The organism is Parasutterella secunda (genome assembly GCF_016901835.1).
Classification (GTDB): Bacteria; Pseudomonadota; Gammaproteobacteria; order Burkholderiales; family Burkholderiaceae_F; genus Aphodousia; species Aphodousia faecavium.
Map to the genome: position 1 here is coordinate 95,715 of NZ_JACJKX010000001.1, position 17,262 is coordinate 112,976.

The following is a 17,262-nucleotide window of genomic DNA, read 5'->3' on the forward strand; positions in this document are numbered from 1 at the left end:
TTTTTTAACCGTCCATTTAAAAGTTGTTGGCAAAGCGATACACTTTTTGAAAACGTGGGGAATTTTATGCAGACGCTTCAAACAATTGACAATATCCGCATTGCCTACGACGTTTATGGCGATGATAGTGCTCCTGTGATTTTACTGATAATGGGGTTGGGTATGCCTTCAAAGGCTTGGCCTGATCGCTTGATCGAACAACTGGTTCGTCATGGATTAAGAGTAGTGGTTTTTGATAATCGGGACAGCGGGGAATCGACAAAAATTGACCGTTATGTCAGCCCCTTTGCGACTTTCGGTGCCATTGTCCGTACATTGATGCGGCGTCCTGTCACCGGTTGTTATTCATTGGAAGATATGGCTGCCGATGCGGTGGCTGTCCTAGATGAACTGCAAATCAAACGGGCCCACGTGATGGGTATTTCAATGGGGGCCATGATTGGGCAGGTTATGGCCAATATGTATCCGCAAAGGGTTTCATCACTGATATCTGTGATGGGCGCATCAGGCAATCCCAGAACCGGTTTAGGAAAATTAAGAGCAATCAGCGGAATTTTGAGTAAGCCTCCTCGTCATAGGGACCTGGAAGCCATGAAAAAATACCTCAGGAAAATGTTTAAAGCGATTGGGTCGCCCGGAGAAAGTTACTCAGATCAACAGGTTACGATTGTGGCAGAAGCGATGCTCGAGAGCGGCTATGAGCAAACGTGGAGCAGCCGACAATTGTTGGCAATCTTAGCTTCCGGGGATCGTTCTAAATATTTGAAGCGCATTATGACGCCGACCTTAGTTATTCACGGACGCGATGACCCGCTTTTGCCGTTACGTGCCGGAGAGGAGGTGGCACGTCTAATCCCGAATTCCAGAATGATGGTTATTAATGGTATGGGGCACGATCTGCCGGATCGGGTCATTGATCAGATCGTTCCGGCAGTTGGTAAGCATTGCCATCGTTACAAGGATTAACAGCGATTAGCGATCCTTTTCCTGTTTGCGGCGCTTTTTCAATTTGGCACAGGCCCGATCGTACTTCAATCGGCTGAGGTGGTCGATGAAAACAGTGCCGTCAAGATGATCGAGTTCGTGTTGAATGCAAATGGCTAAAAGCCCTTCAGCATGAAGTTCCTGCTCATTGCCTTGAAGATCAGTGAACTTAACGACAATAGAAGTACTTCTTGCTACTTTTTCCCAAATACCCGGCAGGGACAGGCAGCCTTCTTCTCCGATGACTTCTTCGTCACTTTTTTCCGTGATAACGGGGTTAATCAAGGTCAATAAGTTATTTTTTTCCTCACTGACATCAACGACTACCATCCGAACGGGCTCGCCGACTTGGGGAGCGGCCAGACCGACTCCCGGAGCTTTGTACATCGTTTCACCCATGTCGGCAGCCAATGAACGAATACTGTCGGTCACTTCAGTGATCGGTTGACACTTCATTGCCAGAACGGGATTGGGAAATTGCACAATCGGTAAAATAGCCACGGGAGCTCTCCAAAAAAGGCCTTAATAAGGAGACAGATTCTAGCGCAAAAGAAAAATCTTTCGATTTGAGAATGAATATGTTATTGGAAAAACAGAAGAATTGGCTACGTTTGGCACTCACTCCGGGAATGCAATTTGAAAGCTTTTATGGGTTATTGAAAGCATTCGGATTACCAGAGGCTATTTTCTCGCAGAGTCTTTCTTCGCTGATGACCGTTTTACCGCAATCCGTTGCTTTGAGTTTACGTCGCCCACCATCGCTGCAGACCGATGAGCAAATCGAGAGGATTCTTCATTTTTTGTCGTCAGTTCCGAATGCCCGATTATTGGTGCCGAGTGATGAAGATTTTCCAAAAAAGTTTTTAATGGTACCTCAACCGCCTTTGGTAACTTTGGCGGTTGGCAAAGTTGCTCTTTTAAATAAGACAACCGTTAGTTTAGTAGGCAGTTCTCATCCAAGTGCTCAAGGAGAGGAGATTGCGAAGTCATGGGCCGGCTCTTTGGTCAGAAAGAATGTGGCATTGGTTGAAGGCGATGGTGAGGGAATTGAAAAGACGACCTTAAAAGCTGCTATTAAAAGTAATGCTCAATCTTTAATAATTGTTTCCAAAAATATCGCAACTGACTCTAATTTCTTCGAAAAATCACTATTTATGTCCGAAAGAGGGCTGTTGCTGTCTCCGATTGAGATGCAAAACGATCCATGGCCATCGCGTCAAAGGTTACTTCTTGCCGGTGTTGAACATTTTGTTGTCATTGAAGCGAGCGCTCGCTCAAAAGTGTTGTCTTTGATGAGAGAGGCTGCTGATATAAACAGAAATATCCTGGCCGTTCCGGGTTCTATTTACTCACCGCTGTCAAAGGGAACCAATAGGCTAATTCGAGAAGGAGCAAAGTTGGTTGAGTCCGTCGACGATATCCTGTCTGAAATCGCAAATTAAAAAAAATTAACAAATAGTCGTCATTTTTTATTTGTAACTGCTACTCTAAAAAAAGACAAATTGAGCAAGGACCTCGATGTTAGGTTAAAAATCAAATGAGTGAAAAAGTATTAGTTATTGCTGAAAAACCATCCGTTGCCTCAGATATTGCAAAGGCTTTAGGCGGGATGAAGCGTGAAAAAGATTATTTTGAAGGTGATCACTACGTAGTCAGCTCCGCAGTCGGTCATTTGTTGGAATTAGCGGTGCCTGAAAAATACGACGTTAAACGAGGAAAATGGACTTTTGCCAACTTACCGGTGCTTCCACCGGTTTTTGATCTTAAGCCGATTAAAAAGACAGAAGACCGTTTGAAGTTGTTAAAACGCCTGCTCAAGCGTGCAGATATCACCACAGTTATCAACGCCTGCGATGCCGGAAGAGAAGGTGAGTTGATTTTCCGATACATTATCCAGGCAAGTAAGTGTAAGAAGACAATTAAACGTTTGTGGCTGCAATCCATGACGCCGGCTTCCATACGGGAAGCCTTCGATCATTTGAGAACGGATGAGGAAATGCGTCATTTATCTGATGCGGCCCGATCTCGCTCAGAGGCTGACTGGTTGGTCGGCATAAACGGCACGCGTGCGATGACCGCTTTTAATAGTAAAGACGGTGGATTTTTCTTAACAACAGTCGGTCGTGTTCAAACGCCGACTTTGGCCATTGTGGTTGAACGGGAAGAGAAAATCAACGCTTTCGTCAGTCAGAAATATTGGGAAGTTCATGCCCGGGTACAAGCTCAAAGCGGTGACTACGAAGCTGTTTGGTTTAATCCGAATTTCAAAAAGCAGGACGATCGTCCAAACGACAAAGCCGAGAGAATTTGGAGTGAGGATGATGCCCGAGCATTGTGTGAGAAAATTAACCGTCAAAGCGGACAGGTACACGATTCGGCCAAACGAACGACTCAGCTTTCGCCGCTTCTTTTTGACTTAACGAGTTTGCAGCGCGAAGCAAATAATCGCTTCGGTTTTTCGGCTAAAACAACATTGTCTTTGGCGCAGTCTTTGTACGAAAAACACAAGGTTTTGACCTACCCGAGAACGGATGCCCGGGCTTTGCCGGAGGACTATGTTCCCACGGTTTATCAAACGCTCGAGATGTTGGAAGGGTTACCGCAATATGCTGACAATGTTCAGGATATTGTTACTCACAAGTGGGTCAAGCCGAGTAAGCGGGTTTTTGATAACGCAAAGATATCGGATCACTTTGCCATTATTCCAACCTTACAGGCTCCCAAAAAACTGTCGGAAGCAGAGGAAAAAATTTACGATTTGGTCGTCAAACGTTTCATGGCAGTCTTTTTCCCGGCCGCCGAGTATGACGTGACGACTCGTATCACAACGGTTGCCGATGAAAAATTAAGAACCGAAGGGAAAGTGTTGGTCAAAGCCGGTTGGTTGGCGGTTTACGGACGTGAAGCGCAGGATGCTCAAACGCTTCCTGCAGTCGCAGAAAACGAATCGGTTTTAGTCGAGCAAGCTAGCGTAGAAGAAAAGGCCACCAAAGCTCCGCCGCGTTATACCGAAGCAACGTTATTGTCCGCTATGGAGGGCGCCGGAAAGTTGGTTGAGGAAGATGAGTTGCGCGAGGCTATGGCAGGCAAAGGATTGGGGACGCCAGCCACTCGAGCAGCCATTATCGAAGGGTTACTGCTTCAGAACTATTTGCGTCGCGACGGTCGCGAATTGGCCCCGACCTATAAGGCCAGACAGTTATTTGCACTTTTGAAAGGGTTAGGCGTATCAGAACTTTCAGAGCCTGAGTTAACGGGGGAATGGGAGTACAAACTGGCTCAGATCGAACAGGGCAAACTGTCTCGGGAAGTTTTCATGGAAGAAATTCGTAACATGACTGTCGAAATTGTGGATTCGGCCAAACGTTATGAAGGTAACACGGTTCCCATTGAAAATCCGGCTCATTTACAAAATCCCTGTCCGAAGTGCGGTGGGGAAATCGTTGAAAATTACCGACGTTTTGCTTGTACGAAATGTGATTTCAGTTTGCCTAAACATCCCGGCGGTCGCACCTTTGAGGTCTCAGAGGTGGAGGTGTTACTCAAGGATGGAGAAATCGGACCGCTTGACGGCTTTATCAGCAAGATGGGGCGGCCGTTTTCCTCAAAACTTCGTTTGAATGAGGAATTCAAACTTGAATTTGATTTCGGCAACGAAACAAAGGAAAAGGATGAGCCGATTGATGTCTCTGTACTGACCGTCATTGGAAAGTGTCCGAAGTGTGGCTCCAATGTTTACGATAGCCCCAAGGGTTATGTTTGCGAAAAAACACTGGAAAAGGCATGCGACTTCAGAATCGGTAAAACCATTTTGCAACAACCGATCTCTGCTGAAGAAGCTGCCAAAATTCTCGCAGAGGGAAAAAGCAGCGAACTTCATGATTTCGTTTCGAATCGAACCAAACGTAAATTCTCTGCCTTCTTGGTCTTAGGTAAAGACGGGGCTGTAGGATTTGAATTCTCTCAAAAGAAAGCACGGGTTGTACGTAAGAAAACAAGTGCTAAAAAATAATTTGAGGACTTAATGCAGAGACTGCCGCTTTATGCGGCAGTCTCAGTCTGGATTATTTGGATTCGGTCACAGGAGCTTTTCCTGACTCGGGCTTGATGACAGAAACAAGAACCTGATCAACTTTATTGTTATCCGTATCAATGACTTCAAAACGGTAGCCGCCATAAACAACTTTATCGGTCCGTTTAGGAATCTTGCGCAACATATACATCATAAAGCCGGCAACGGTTTCGTATGTGGAATCCTCCGGCAGGCTGTCAACATTTAAAAGTCGCTCTAAGTCATCTACCGGAGTAGAGCCGTCTACCAGCCAGGATCCGTCTTCGCGCTCTAAAATCTGAGATTCTTCTTCTGTTGTGACCAAATCGCCCATCACGGTACTCATGACATCGTTGAGAGTGATGATGCCAACGACTAATGCATATTCGTTAATAATGACGGCAATATCGCTATTGGTGCGTTTGAAGGTATCAAGAATTTCTGACAGAGTCAGAGAGTCGGGTACCAGTTGGACAGGGTGCACGAGTCCGTCGTCTTTAAGCGAGAGCGGGTGTTCACTCATGATTCGGCCCAACAAGGCTTTGGAATCAATAACCCCCACAACATTGTCTAAAGTATCATTGCAGACTATGTATTGGTTGTGCGGAGAGTTAATCACTTTGCGACAGATTTCTTCTTCGGTGTCATCGAGCAGGAAGTAAACAATACTTTCCCGAGGTGTCATCGAGCTCGGAACCGTACGGCTTTCCAATTCGAAAATGTTTTCGATGGCGTTTTTTTCCTCACTGGCAATTACGCCGGCAGCCGTACCGGCATCGACCGTTGCAATAATATCTTCAGAAGTAATCTTGTCTTTGGTGCGTTCCGGCAAACCGAATCGGCGAATAATGACGTTAGCCAGGCCGTTGAAAAACCAAACGAAAGGCCGTAACACCTTAATGAGAAAACTCATCGGCCCGATAATCGCCATCGCAATGGACTCAGGAGCAACCAAAGCCAGACGCTTAGGGATCAGATCGGCAAACAAGATGAATAAAGTTGTGGAGGTGATGAAGCCGAGCCAGAAGCCGACGTTGTGGGCGAGAGCGACATCATGAATAAAAAACGAGACCAGGGAGGTGAAATTCGGTGTAAATAAACGCTCACCTAAAATACCGCCGGCCAGGGACAAAGCATTGACACAGATTTGAATAACCGTAAAAAAATGCCCCGGGTGTTCTTGTAGTGCTAAAACGCGGGATGCTTTTTTATGGCCTTCATCTGCGAGGGAGTGTAAGCGAATTTTTTTGGCCGCCGCCAAGGAAATTTCAGAAATGGAAAAAAAGCTGCTGGTGAAAATCAGAGCGATTAAACAAAGGAGTAATACAGTAAAAGACATAGAAAACCAGATTAGTGAACGGATCGTAAGTATAGCAAAAATAAAGACTTTTCCCCAAAATGAATAAAACTAGTTACTCTTTCATATTGTTGTTTTTTTCAAATTAAGTAACAATATGAGCAGTGCTGAGACGATGACGGTCTTGGTTTGCAGATATGGTTTGGTCGGAGCCTTTCCTTGCGATGGGGGAGGGCGCGCCTGTAAAAAGAGGAAAAATTATGAATAAGACGTTTATAGCCTTATCCGTGGCTTGCATGGGTTTGGGTGTTGCAGCTCAATCTTTTGCAGCTTCGAGCACGCTCGAAACCGTTAAGGCAAGAGGACAATTGATTTGTGGAGTTAACACGGCCGCCCCCGGATTTGCTTCTGTTGACAGTAAGGGTAATTGGAGTGGATTGGATGTGGATGTATGTCGAGCAGTCGCCGCAGCGACCTTGGGTGATGCCTCGAAGGTGAAGTATGTCCCGTTGAGTTCGCCGCAACGCTTTACAGCCCTGCAGGCCGGAGAAATCGACATATTGGCGCGTAACACTTCGTGGACGATGAATCGTGATACGACGACCGGCGCTCTTTTTACTGCCGTGACCTACTATGACGGTCAGGGTTTTATGGTTCCGAAGCGTTTGAATGTGAAAAGTGCCAAGCAACTCAACGGCGCTACGATTTGCGTTCAATCCGGCACGTCCAGTGAAAAGAGTTTGGCGGATTTCTTCACGATCAACAACATGAAATTCAAGACTGTTGTTTTCGATACGACGGAAGCTACTCAGTCGGCTTTCTTTTCCGGTCGCTGCCAAGCCTATACGACGGATATGAGTGACTTAGCCGGAGCCAGAACGAATTCAGCCAATCCGGCCGATTACGATATTTTGCCCGATGTGATTTCTAAGGAACCGTTGGCACCTGCTGTTCGCCGTGGTGATGATGAGTGGTATTCGATTGTTCGTTGGACGATTTTTGCCATGATCAATGCCGAAGAGTTGGGATTGACTAAGGCCAATGTAGATGAGAAGAAAGCAACGGATATGCGTCCGGATGTTCAACGATTGGTCGGTGCCTCCGAAGATATGGGTAAAATGCTAGGGTTGGATAAGGATTGGAGTTACCGTATCATCAAGCAAGTCGGTAACTATGGTGAAAGCTTTGAGGCGAATTTGGGACCGAATTCCAAGTTAGGTTTGCCCAGAGGAAATAACAATCTTTGGACTCAAGGCGGTTTGTTGTACGCTCCGCCGATCCGCTGATAATTAAGTAAAGAGAAAAATGGCGGTTTGTAATAACCGCCATTTTGATGTGAGATGGAACAAAAAGAAAAAGGCAATCATTTAAAGTCTTCCGGTGACACTGCCTGGCAGCGTCGGGAGGCGTATCGTCGCCGCAAAGAGTGGTTATGGCAAATTATTGTCTTTTCGCTTGTCGTGGGTGTTGTTTACCTTTTTGCCCAAAATATTTTCGATAATCTGCAGGCCCGCGATATTCGATCCGGCTTTGCTTTTTTAAGTGATCGGGCCAGTTTTGAAATCGGTGAGTCGCTTATCCCGATTTCTTCCAATGACAGTTTCGGACGGATGTTTCTGGCCGGTATGCTCAACACAATACGGGTATCGGTTTTGGCCATCATAACAGCCACGGTTTTGGGAGTAATTGTCGGGTTGATGCGTCTTTCCAGACATCCTTTGGTGCGTTTTCTGGGAATGGCTCATGTGGAAGTTTATCGAAACATCCCGCTCTTAATTCAGCTGTTTGCCATTTATCTGGTTATTACAGAATTCCTACCCGATAGTTTTGACCCGATACATTTCGGCTCCTGGGCCATGCTTTCGAAGGCCGGATTGCAATTTAGTGTTCCGCAAAATTTGTGGCTCGCCAATCTCCTCGCTTTAGGCTTGGGACTGACAGTTTTTGTGTTGCTCAGACGTTATTTGCTCAGGCGTTTGACCGGTATGATGGCTGCTTGCAATGCTTTTATTGTTGCTGCCATTATGGCTGTGATGCTTTGGGTTGTCTGCGGAATAATTTTCGGTTGGAGTCAACCGCATCAGGAAGGATTTTTGGTTACAGGCGGGGCGAGTGCTACTCCTGAATTTATTGCATTATGGGTGGGGCTCACAACGTTTACTTCCGCCTCCATTGCTGAAATTGTCAGAGCCGGTGTTTTGGCTGTTCCTGCGAATCAGTGGAACGCTGCAGCGGCATTAGGTTTAACGCGCTTGCAGACGATCAGCTATGTGATCCTGCCTCAATCCTTGCGCTTGGTCGTGCCTCCGATGGCCAGCCAATATATGAATTTGACGAAAAATTCTTCTTTGGCGGTGATTATCGGTTATCCGGATATTGTCAGTGTGGGAAATACGTCCATTGTGATTATGGGACAGGCTCTTGAAGCCATTGTGATCATCATGATGGTTTACCTATTGCTTAACCTTGTTATCGCTGTGATCATGAATCGCGTCAATGCGAAAGTGATTGCGGCTCCACGTTAGGGAGGCAAAATGAACACGCTGAATGCTTCCCTAAATCGAACACTGTGGAAAGACTATTTCGGCTCCCCGTTACGGTCTCTTTTGACTCTTTTAATTGCCGGCATATTACTATGGTTTGCCGTGCGATTTGTTGATTGGGGAGTAGTTAATGCTGTCACTGAGCCCGATCTTGCTCTTTGTAGAGCTTCTGACGGGGCATGCTGGGGGTTTGTTTCGGAAAAATGGAGACTGATTCTTTTTGGTCGATACCCCTATGAACAGCAGTGGCGCGCAGCCATTGCAACGGCTCTTATAGTTTTCATGTTGATCGCGACAGCTCTTCCATACTTGTGGACGAAAAAGGGCTTTAAATTATTATCAGTCGGTTGGGTACTGGCCTTCATACTCTTTTTTGTTTTTATGTTGGGAGGAGTTTTCGGTTTACAACCCGTGGACTCGGATGCCTGGGGCGGGTTACCTTTGACGGTTATCCTGACACTGATCGGAATGACTTTTTCAGCTCCGATTGGTATTTTGCTTGCTATTGCCAGAAGATCGTCGTTGCCGGTCGTTCGGGTTTTATCGACAAGCTATATCGAGTTGGTACGAGGGGTACCGCTGATTACAGTATTGTTTGTGGCAACCTATATATTCCCGCTTTTACTTCCGGCCGGTTGGGGCATTGACGGTTTTTGGCGAATCGCTTTAGGCATTGTTTTATTTCAAGCGGCTTACATGGCAGAAACGGTTCGAGGCGGCTTGCAGACCATTAGTAAGGGTCAATTCAATGCAGCGGCTTCCTTAGGCTTTAGGCCGTGGCAGGTTTATCTTTATATCATTTTGCCCCAAGCTCTGGTTGCTGTTATTCCGGCTTTGGTTAACAGTCTTTTGTCAACGTTCATGGATACGTCATTAGTGACGGTGGTATCGATGTACGATCTGACCGGAGCGTTACGCCTAGCTCTCGGTGATCCTCAGTGGCGTCAATTCTTTGTAGAGGGTTATTTGTTTGTTGCGGCAATTTATTTCTTTTCAAGCCTGATTATGTCCAGGTACAGTATTTGGCTTGAACGGCGCATTAAAGAAGGTGCTAAACATGATTAAGATACATGAGCATTGTGTTGAAGTGACCAATCAAAAAGACAGTCTGAGCAGTCTGTTGACTGCTTCGAAACTGTTGCGTCATTTGGAACATTATGCGAAGCACCCCCATGAGTATTTTGATCCTTTAGAGAGCTCAGAAGTCCGTGAGGTGTTTGATGACGGAGTGCATACTTTGCACAGAGTACTGCATTTCGGCACGATGAACGTGACAGATAAGGTGACCTTTGTCGACGCTTTGACAATGGTGACCGATGTTGATCGGACGGATGACTATCCTGCGAGTCGTTTAACCGTCAGAATAGAGCCTTCCGACAATGAACAAAATATTTCACTGCGGTTTATTTACGAAGAGGACAGAAAGGATCAACCCGCAGAAGATATCTTTTTATCTCTCAGAAGAAAAGCTTACGAACAAAAAGACAGAGATTTGGTTGAACGTATCAGACAGCAAGCGAATTCTTTGTCCGAATTGTCTTAATTAATCCTTTTTTGAAAGACCAGATAATGACATTGACTCAAGAAGCCAATAATCGGGTGATTTTGACCCTGTCAAATGATATACATGCCGGTACCGATCAAGTGCAGGCGGCAGTCAATCTACTCGATCAAGGAGCGACGGTTCCTTTCATTGCGCGATACCGCAAGGAAGTGACCGGAGGTTTGGATGACTCACAGTTGCGACTTCTGCAGGAGCGTTTAATTTATCTTCGCGATATGGAAGAAAGGCGAGCGGTGGTGATGGACTCCATTGAAGCTCAAGGGAAACTCACTGATGAATTGCGACAGGCTTTATTGAGCGCCGACACTAAGCAAAGAATTGAGGATCTGTATTTACCGTTTAAACCCAAGCGCAGAACCCGTGCTCAAATTGCTAAGGAAGCCGGGCTGGAAGCTTTGGCGGATCGATTATTTGAAAATCCGACGTTAGTGCCCGAGACAGAAGCCGAAGCTTTTCTCAATCCCGAAAAGGGCTTTTCAACAGTCAAAGATACTTTAAATGGTGCTCGGGATATTTTGGCTGAACGCTTCAGCGAAGATGCCGAATTATTGGCCACTTTGCGAGCATTTTTAACCAAACGAGCTTTTATTGTGTCCGAACTCGTTGAAGGTAAGGAGACGGAAGGCGCAAAATTCAAAGATTATTTTGATTTTGATGAAGAATTGACAGCCATTCCTTCGCACCGTGCCTTAGCCCTTTTCCGCGGTCGACAAGAAGGAATTCTGACTCTAAAAATTGCGCTAACAGAGGAAGAAGAAGCGCAGCCGATACACCCTTGTCAGGAGATTATTGCAGAACATTTCGCAATCAAAGATTTAGGGCGTGCAGCCGATCAATGGCTACAGAGTGTTTGTCGCTGGACTTGGCGGGTCAAGGTGTGTTTGAACCTTGAAACAGAGCTTTTTGAAGCCATTCGGGAGCGGGCAGAGGAAGAAGCGATTCGCGTTTTCGGTATCAATCTGAAAGATTTGCTTTTGGCAGCTCCGGCCGGTCAGAAAGGTGTGATCGGTTTGGATCCCGGCCTGAGAACGGGTGTGAAGGTCGCCGTGATTTCTGCAACGGGCAGTGTTTTGGAAACCGGAGTGATCTATCCTCATGAACCGAAACGCCAATGGGATCAGTCCATTGAAATTTTGGCGGCACTCGCAAAGCGTCACGGTTCTAAACTGATCAGTATCGGTAACGGTACGGCAAGTCGTGAAACGGATCGCTTGGCAGCAGATTTGATTGCCCGCTACCCGTCATTAGGATTGACGAAAATAGTCGTAAGTGAGGCCGGAGCAAGCGTTTATTCGGCAAGCGAACTGGCAGCGAAAGAATTTCCCGATATGGATGTCAGCTACCGAGGGGCGGTTTCCATCGCTAGAAGACTTCAGGATCCTTTAGCTGAATTGGTCAAAATTGATCCCAAGGCAATCGGAGTCGGCCAATACCAACACGATGTCAATCAAATCCATTTAGCTCAAAAACTCGATGCCGTGGTAGAGGATTGCGTCAACGCGGTCGGCGTGGATTTAAATACGGCAAGTGTTCCGCTTTTAGCCCGCGTATCCGGTCTGACGAAATCGGTTGCTCAGTCGATCGTGACTTACCGAGATGGACACGGAGCTTTTAAAAATCGTCGGGAACTCTTAAATGTTCCCCGCTTGGGTGAAAAAACATTTGAGCAGGCCGCGGGTTTCTTGCGAATTAATAATGGGGATAATCCTTTGGATGCATCGGCAGTTCACCCGGAAGCTTATCCCGTTGTGAAGAAAATTTTGGATAAAACCGGATGTGATATTCGTACGTTGATCGGAAATCAGCAAATATTGCGCTCGTTAAAGGCTTCGGAATTTACAGATGAACGTTTCGGTATTCCTACCGTCAAAGATATTTTGTCTGAATTGGAAAAACCCGGAAGGGATCCGAGACCGGAATTTAAAACAGCGATATTTCGTGAAGGTGTTGAGACCATAGCCGATTTGAAAACAGACATGGAACTTGAAGGCGTTGTATCCAATGTGGCCGCTTTCGGAGCCTTTGTCGATATCGGTGTGCATCAGGACGGATTGGTTCATGTTTCTGAACTAGCAGATCATTTTGTAAAAGATCCGCGTGAGGTGGTAAAGGTTGGCCAGATTGTGAAGGTTCGAGTAATTGATGTGGATGTGGCTCGGAATCGGATTTCTTTGTCTATGAAGAAAGAAACGAGTCGAAATGCCCACTCCAAGCTCGGCAAACCTCAAAAGGCTAAGAGTCAGCCGATGGGAGCCATGGCAAATGCATTTGCCAAGCTTAAACGTTGATTCCGATTTAAAAAAATAGGCTATTTTACTTATTGGGAACTGCTACAATTTTCTGGGTATGAAAACAAGAGTTTTCAATTATCGTAAATAAAATTGAGGAGTCAAAAATGGACAATCCTAAAGATGCAAAGCCTCTGGAAATGCCGCCGGTGTTGGCACATGTCCAAGCTGCCGTTGATAAGTTGACGGCTTGCGAAACCATCAAGGCTGCGATAGAAGCCGTCAAGCGTGATGATGAAAAAACGCTTGCCGACCAAATCGCCATTACCGAAGTGGAAGCTCCTCCGTTCCACGAAGAAGTTCGTGCCAAGGACTTTGTCCGTCGCTTGGAAGAACTCGGTCTGAAGGCTTCAATTGATGAAGAAGGCAATGTGACGGCTCGCCGCGCCGGTAAGGGTAATGGTCCGACGCTTGTTTTGGCTGCTCACTTGGATACGGTTTTCCCGGCCGGTACCGATGTGAAGGTACGTCGTGAAGGTAATCGTTACTTGGCTCCCGGCATTAGTGATGATGCTCGTGGTTTGGCTGCGATTTTGCAAGTTCTGCGTACATTGCAAGAGTTCAAGATCGAAACGGTGGGCGACATTCTCTTCGTTGGCAGTGTTGGTGAAGAAGGTAACGGCGACTTGCGCGGTTCCAAGTACCTCTTCAATAAGAGCGGTATTCATATCGACGGCTTCATTTCTGTTGACGGTGTGAATGTCAATCGTGTTCTGTGCGGTGCTACGGGATCCAAGCGCTATCGTGTGCACTTTGACGGTCCCGGCGGACATTCTTGGAATGCTTTCGGTACGCCGAGCGCCATCCATGCCATCGGCCGTGCAATTGCCAAGATTGCCGATTTGCAAACTGTCAGCGATCCGAAGACCACTTTCACTTGCGGTACGATTAAGGGCGGTACGACCGTTAACTCCATCGCTGCGCACGTGGAAATGGAATTGGATATGCGCAGTGCCGGCGCCAATGAGCTCGACGAATTGGAAGCACGTATTCTGCCGATCTTTGAACAAGCCGCTAAGGATGAAAATGCTCGCTGGGGCTACAAGGATGAAGACGGCGTGAAGTTGACGCTTGAACCGATCGGTCATCGTCCCGGTGGCGGCCAAAAAGATGAAGTAAGTGTCTTGCAGGCTGCTCGTGGCGCTATGGCTGCTTTGGGTATTCCTCTTTATTCTTACTCCTTTGCTTCGACCGACCACAACGTGGCTGTCAACAAGGGTGTGCCCGCAACGACTTTGGGCGGCGGCGGAAAAGAAGGTTTCAACCATAACGTCAAAGAATGGTACGAACCGGTTGATGCATACCAAGGCCCGCAATTGGCTATGTTGACGAGCTTGGTGTTGGTTGGCGTTGATGGCGTCACCGAACCTGTGCTTGAAAAGCGTGCCTAATATCACGAAAAAAGCGCAGTCCCTTACGGTTCTGCGCTCTTGAGAAGTCCCGACTGAAACTCTTGTCAGATCAGTCGGGATTTTTAATGTTCTTTAACGTTCAATGAGTGGTTCTCCGTCACGACTGCTACCTTGATTCATTAAGGCATTAAGTAAAATCGCTCCGAACGTAGCTGTGCCGATTCCGCCTAATGTGAAGCCGGCAATATTGATTGTGAAGTCGCCTGCACCGAGAATCAAAGTGACCGCGGCCACGATCAGATTACGGTTATTGCCGAAATCGACTTGGTTAACGACCCAAATTCTTGCACCGGCCACTGCAATTAAGCCAAACACAACGATGGAAACGCCACCTAAAAGTGGTTGAGGAATTGTTTGAATGATGGCGCCGAACTTGGGAGAGAATCCCAATACAATGGCAAAGCAGGCTGCAACCACAAAAATGAGAGTGGAATAGACGCGCGTAGCAGCCATCACACCGATATTTTCACCGTATGTCGTCACACCCGTACCACCGAAACTGGCGGCAAACATCGTTGCCAAACCGTCACCTAAGAAGGCTCGGCCCATGTAGGGATCGAGGTTTCTGCCGGTCATGGCGGTTACCGCTTTGACGTGACCCAAGTTTTCACCGATCAAAATAATGACAACCGGTGTGATCAATAAAATAGCATTGAAGTCAAAGGTCGGGCTTGAGAACTTAGGAAGTCCGAACCAGGCTGCGTTGGCAATAATGGAGAAGTCAATGGCCGGGCCCATGTGCAGCACATTAGCTAAGACAAAGTAGATAACGTAGCTCAGTGCAATACCGACCAGAATAAGAAGTTTCTGGATCAAGCCTCTTGTGTAAACTGCGACAGCTCCGACGCATACCATTGTGATGATCGCTATGCAGGCATTGAAGGTTCCTGTGCCGACACTTTTGCAGGCAGTGGGAGCGAGGTTCAAACCGATCACCGCCACAACTGCACCGGTAACAACGGGAGGCATTAATTTTTCAATCCATCTGACGCCCGTTGACATGACAATAAGACCGACAAGTGCATAAATCAGGCCGCAGACAATAATCCCGCCTAAAGCGACGCCGATATTGGCGTTAAGGCCGGAACCGGCTGTATAACCGGTCGCAGCGATGACTACACCGATAAAGGCAAAGCTCGAACCCAAATAGCTGGGAACGTGACCACCCACAATCAAAAAGAAGATCAGGGTGCCGATACCACTCATCAAAATGGCGACATTGGGATCAAAGCCCATTAATAACGGTGCCAGGATGGTAGAGCCGAACATGGCAACAACGTGCTGAACGCCTAAGGCCAGAGTCTGTCCGGTCGGTAACCGTTCATCCGGCGCAATGATTCCGTCCTTTTTTAGTTTCCACTGGGGAAAGTAACTCATTTTTATTCTCCGAAATGTATCCTGAGCATTTTAACCCGCCCGCATTTTAAGCAGGGGATTTTGATGAAATAGGGTACAATAAGCGCCTTAATTGTTGACTTTACGCTTTGAATTGTCGAAAGAAATTTGAAAAATGGCCACTTTGGATACGTTATTGGCAAAGGATGTGAAAAAGCGCAGAACTTTTGCCATCATCGCTCACCCTGATGCGGGTAAAACAACATTGACAGAAAAGTTGCTTCTTTTCGGTGGAGCCATTCAGATGGCCGGAGCTGTCAAGGGAAGAAAGGCAGCACGACATGCGACCAGTGACTGGATGGAAGTGGAGCAGCAACGTGGTATTTCTGTGACCAGTTCCGTGATGCAGTTTGAATACGACGGTCACGTGATCAACTTATTGGATACGCCGGGGCACGAGGACTTCTCAGAAGATACCTATCGCGTATTGACGGCTGTAGATGCTGCTGTGATGGTTATTGACGCAGCCAAAGGTGTAGAAGCCCAGACGATAAAACTCTTGGAAGTTTGCAGACTGCGCAATACGCCTATTATTACTTTCATCAACAAGATGGACCGCGAGGTTCGTGACCCGATTGATCTGTTAAGTGAAATTGAAGACATTCTCAAATTGGAATGTGTCCCCATTACTTGGCCCATTGGAATGGGAAAAACTTTCCGAGGCGTCTTTTCATTGACTAAAGATCACTTAGTGCGATTTGCTCCGGGTGAAGATCGATTGTCCTCTAATCAGGAACTCATCGAAGGGTTGGATAATCCGAGATTGGATGAACTGTTCCCGATGGAAATGGGCTACGTACGCGAAAGTATTGAATTGATTAAGGGTGTCAGCAATCCTTTTGATATCAAGAAATTCTTAGCCGGAGAACAAAGTCCTGTGTTCTTCGGTTCCGGTGTCAATAACTTCGGCGTTAAGGATGTGTTGGAAGCATTGGTGCAATGGGCTCCTGAACCTCAGCCCCGTGATGCCGGCGCGCGTATGGTAGAGCCGACGGAAAAGCCGTTTACGGGCTTCGTGTTTAAGATTCAGGCCAACATGGATCCGAAGCATCGCGATAGGATTGCATTTTTTAGAGTCTGCTCAGGTCGCTATACACCCGGTATGAAGGTAAGACATTTGCGTGAGGATCGTGAAATGAAGATTCCTAATGCGCTTACCTTTATGGCTAACGATCGTGTCACGATGATGGATGCTGTTGCCGGTGACATTATCGGTATTTATAACCATGGGCAGCTTCATATTGGCGATACCTTGACAGAAGGTGAAAAACTGGGCTTTACGGGGATTCCTTATTTTGCCCCCGAACTTTTCCGTTCCGCCCGCCCGAAGGATCCTTTCAAGGCCAAGCAGCTTCACAAGGGGCTCAAAGAGTTGGGTGAAGAAGGGGCTATTCAGGTTTTTGAAAACGATTTGGGGCACCTTTTCCTCGGTGCTGTGGGATTCCTGCAATTTGAAATTGTGGCTCAACGTCTGGCAACCGAATATAAGGTGGATGCATTGTATGAAAATACGGATGTCTCGACAGCGCGTTGGTTATCTTTCCCGGATGAGCTGACGCAAAAGCAGTTTATGGACGAACAGGCTTCTCGTTTAGCCCGCGATGCCGATGGCAATTTAGTTTATCTTGCCACCTCAATTTATAACCTGCAGACCACGCAAAAACACTGGCCTCAGGTGCAGTTCCATACAACACGCGAGAAAAATCAACATTTCTCTTAAAAAAAATC

At 46.8% G+C, this 17,262-nt stretch carries 13 protein-coding genes; 10 read left to right on the forward strand and 3 right to left on the reverse strand.

What is annotated here, in order from left to right:
- Positions 1-66: 66 nt before the first annotated feature.
- Positions 67-966, forward strand: coding sequence for an alpha/beta fold hydrolase (locus H5985_RS00495; RefSeq protein ID WP_205049355.1), 900 nt, complete (start codon positions 67-69; stop codon positions 964-966).
- Between the two features lie 6 nt (positions 967-972).
- Here H5985_RS00495 and def read toward each other — a convergent pair whose 3' ends face one another.
- A complete protein-coding gene (def, locus tag H5985_RS00500; RefSeq protein WP_205049356.1) occupies positions 973-1,485 on the reverse strand; it encodes a peptide deformylase in 513 nt (170 codons plus the stop codon).
- Between the two features lie 71 nt (positions 1,486-1,556).
- Here def and H5985_RS00505 point away from each other — a divergent pair, with 71 nt between their 5' ends.
- Together H5985_RS00505 and H5985_RS00510 are read left to right on the forward strand one after the other, a co-directional pair.
- A complete protein-coding gene (locus H5985_RS00505; protein WP_205049357.1) occupies positions 1,557-2,426 on the forward strand; it encodes a DNA-processing protein DprA in 870 nt (289 codons plus the stop codon).
- Between the two features lie 95 nt (positions 2,427-2,521).
- The gene (locus H5985_RS00510) at positions 2,522-4,996 is read left to right on the forward strand and encodes a DNA topoisomerase III (RefSeq protein ID WP_205049358.1); all 2,475 of its coding nucleotides are present in this window, start codon (positions 2,522-2,524) and stop codon (positions 4,994-4,996) included.
- 52 nt (positions 4,997-5,048) lie between these two features.
- On the opposite strand, the gene paeA is transcribed toward H5985_RS00510, so the two are convergent.
- Positions 5,049-6,374, reverse strand: a complete 1,326-nt coding sequence (gene paeA / locus H5985_RS00515) for a polyamine export protein PaeA (RefSeq protein ID WP_205049359.1) — start codon at positions 6,372-6,374, stop codon at positions 5,049-5,051.
- Positions 6,375-6,592: 218 nt separating this feature from the next.
- Here paeA and H5985_RS00520 point away from each other — a divergent pair, with 218 nt between their 5' ends.
- From H5985_RS00520 to H5985_RS00545, 6 genes are all read left to right on the forward strand, one after another.
- Positions 6,593-7,618, forward strand: a complete 1,026-nt coding sequence (locus H5985_RS00520; protein WP_205049360.1) for an amino acid ABC transporter substrate-binding protein — start codon at positions 6,593-6,595, stop codon at positions 7,616-7,618.
- Between the two features lie 54 nt (positions 7,619-7,672).
- Entirely contained in the window at positions 7,673-8,857 is a 1,185-nt protein-coding gene (locus tag H5985_RS00525; RefSeq protein ID WP_205049361.1) for an amino acid ABC transporter permease, read from the forward strand.
- Between the two features lie 9 nt (positions 8,858-8,866).
- Positions 8,867-9,940, forward strand: a complete 1,074-nt coding sequence (locus tag H5985_RS00530; protein ID WP_205049362.1) for an amino acid ABC transporter permease — start codon at positions 8,867-8,869, stop codon at positions 9,938-9,940.
- Positions 9,933-10,418, forward strand: a complete 486-nt coding sequence (locus H5985_RS00535; protein ID WP_205049363.1) for an AtaL-like protein — start codon at positions 9,933-9,935, stop codon at positions 10,416-10,418. The genes H5985_RS00530 and H5985_RS00535 overlap by 8 nt, the downstream gene beginning before the upstream one ends.
- A gap of 32 nt (positions 10,419-10,450) precedes the next feature.
- Complete coding sequence (locus tag H5985_RS00540) at positions 10,451-12,727, forward strand: Tex family protein (RefSeq protein ID WP_420892568.1); 2,277 nt, start codon at positions 10,451-10,453, stop codon at positions 12,725-12,727.
- A gap of 107 nt (positions 12,728-12,834) precedes the next feature.
- Entirely contained in the window at positions 12,835-14,118 is a 1,284-nt protein-coding gene (locus H5985_RS00545; protein WP_205049365.1) for a M20/M25/M40 family metallo-hydrolase, read from the forward strand.
- A 93-nt stretch (positions 14,119-14,211) separates the two neighbouring features.
- Here the strand turns inward: H5985_RS00545 and H5985_RS00550 are convergent, their stop codons facing one another.
- Entirely contained in the window at positions 14,212-15,522 is a 1,311-nt protein-coding gene (locus tag H5985_RS00550; RefSeq protein ID WP_205049518.1) for a solute carrier family 23 protein, read from the reverse strand.
- A 127-nt stretch (positions 15,523-15,649) separates the two neighbouring features.
- Here H5985_RS00550 and H5985_RS00555 point away from each other — a divergent pair, with 127 nt between their 5' ends.
- Positions 15,650-17,254 carry a peptide chain release factor 3 gene (locus tag H5985_RS00555; protein ID WP_205049366.1) on the forward strand — a complete coding sequence of 535 codons (1,605 nt, stop codon included), beginning with the start codon at positions 15,650-15,652 and terminating at the stop codon, positions 17,252-17,254.
- The last annotated feature ends 8 nt before the right edge of the window (positions 17,255-17,262 follow it).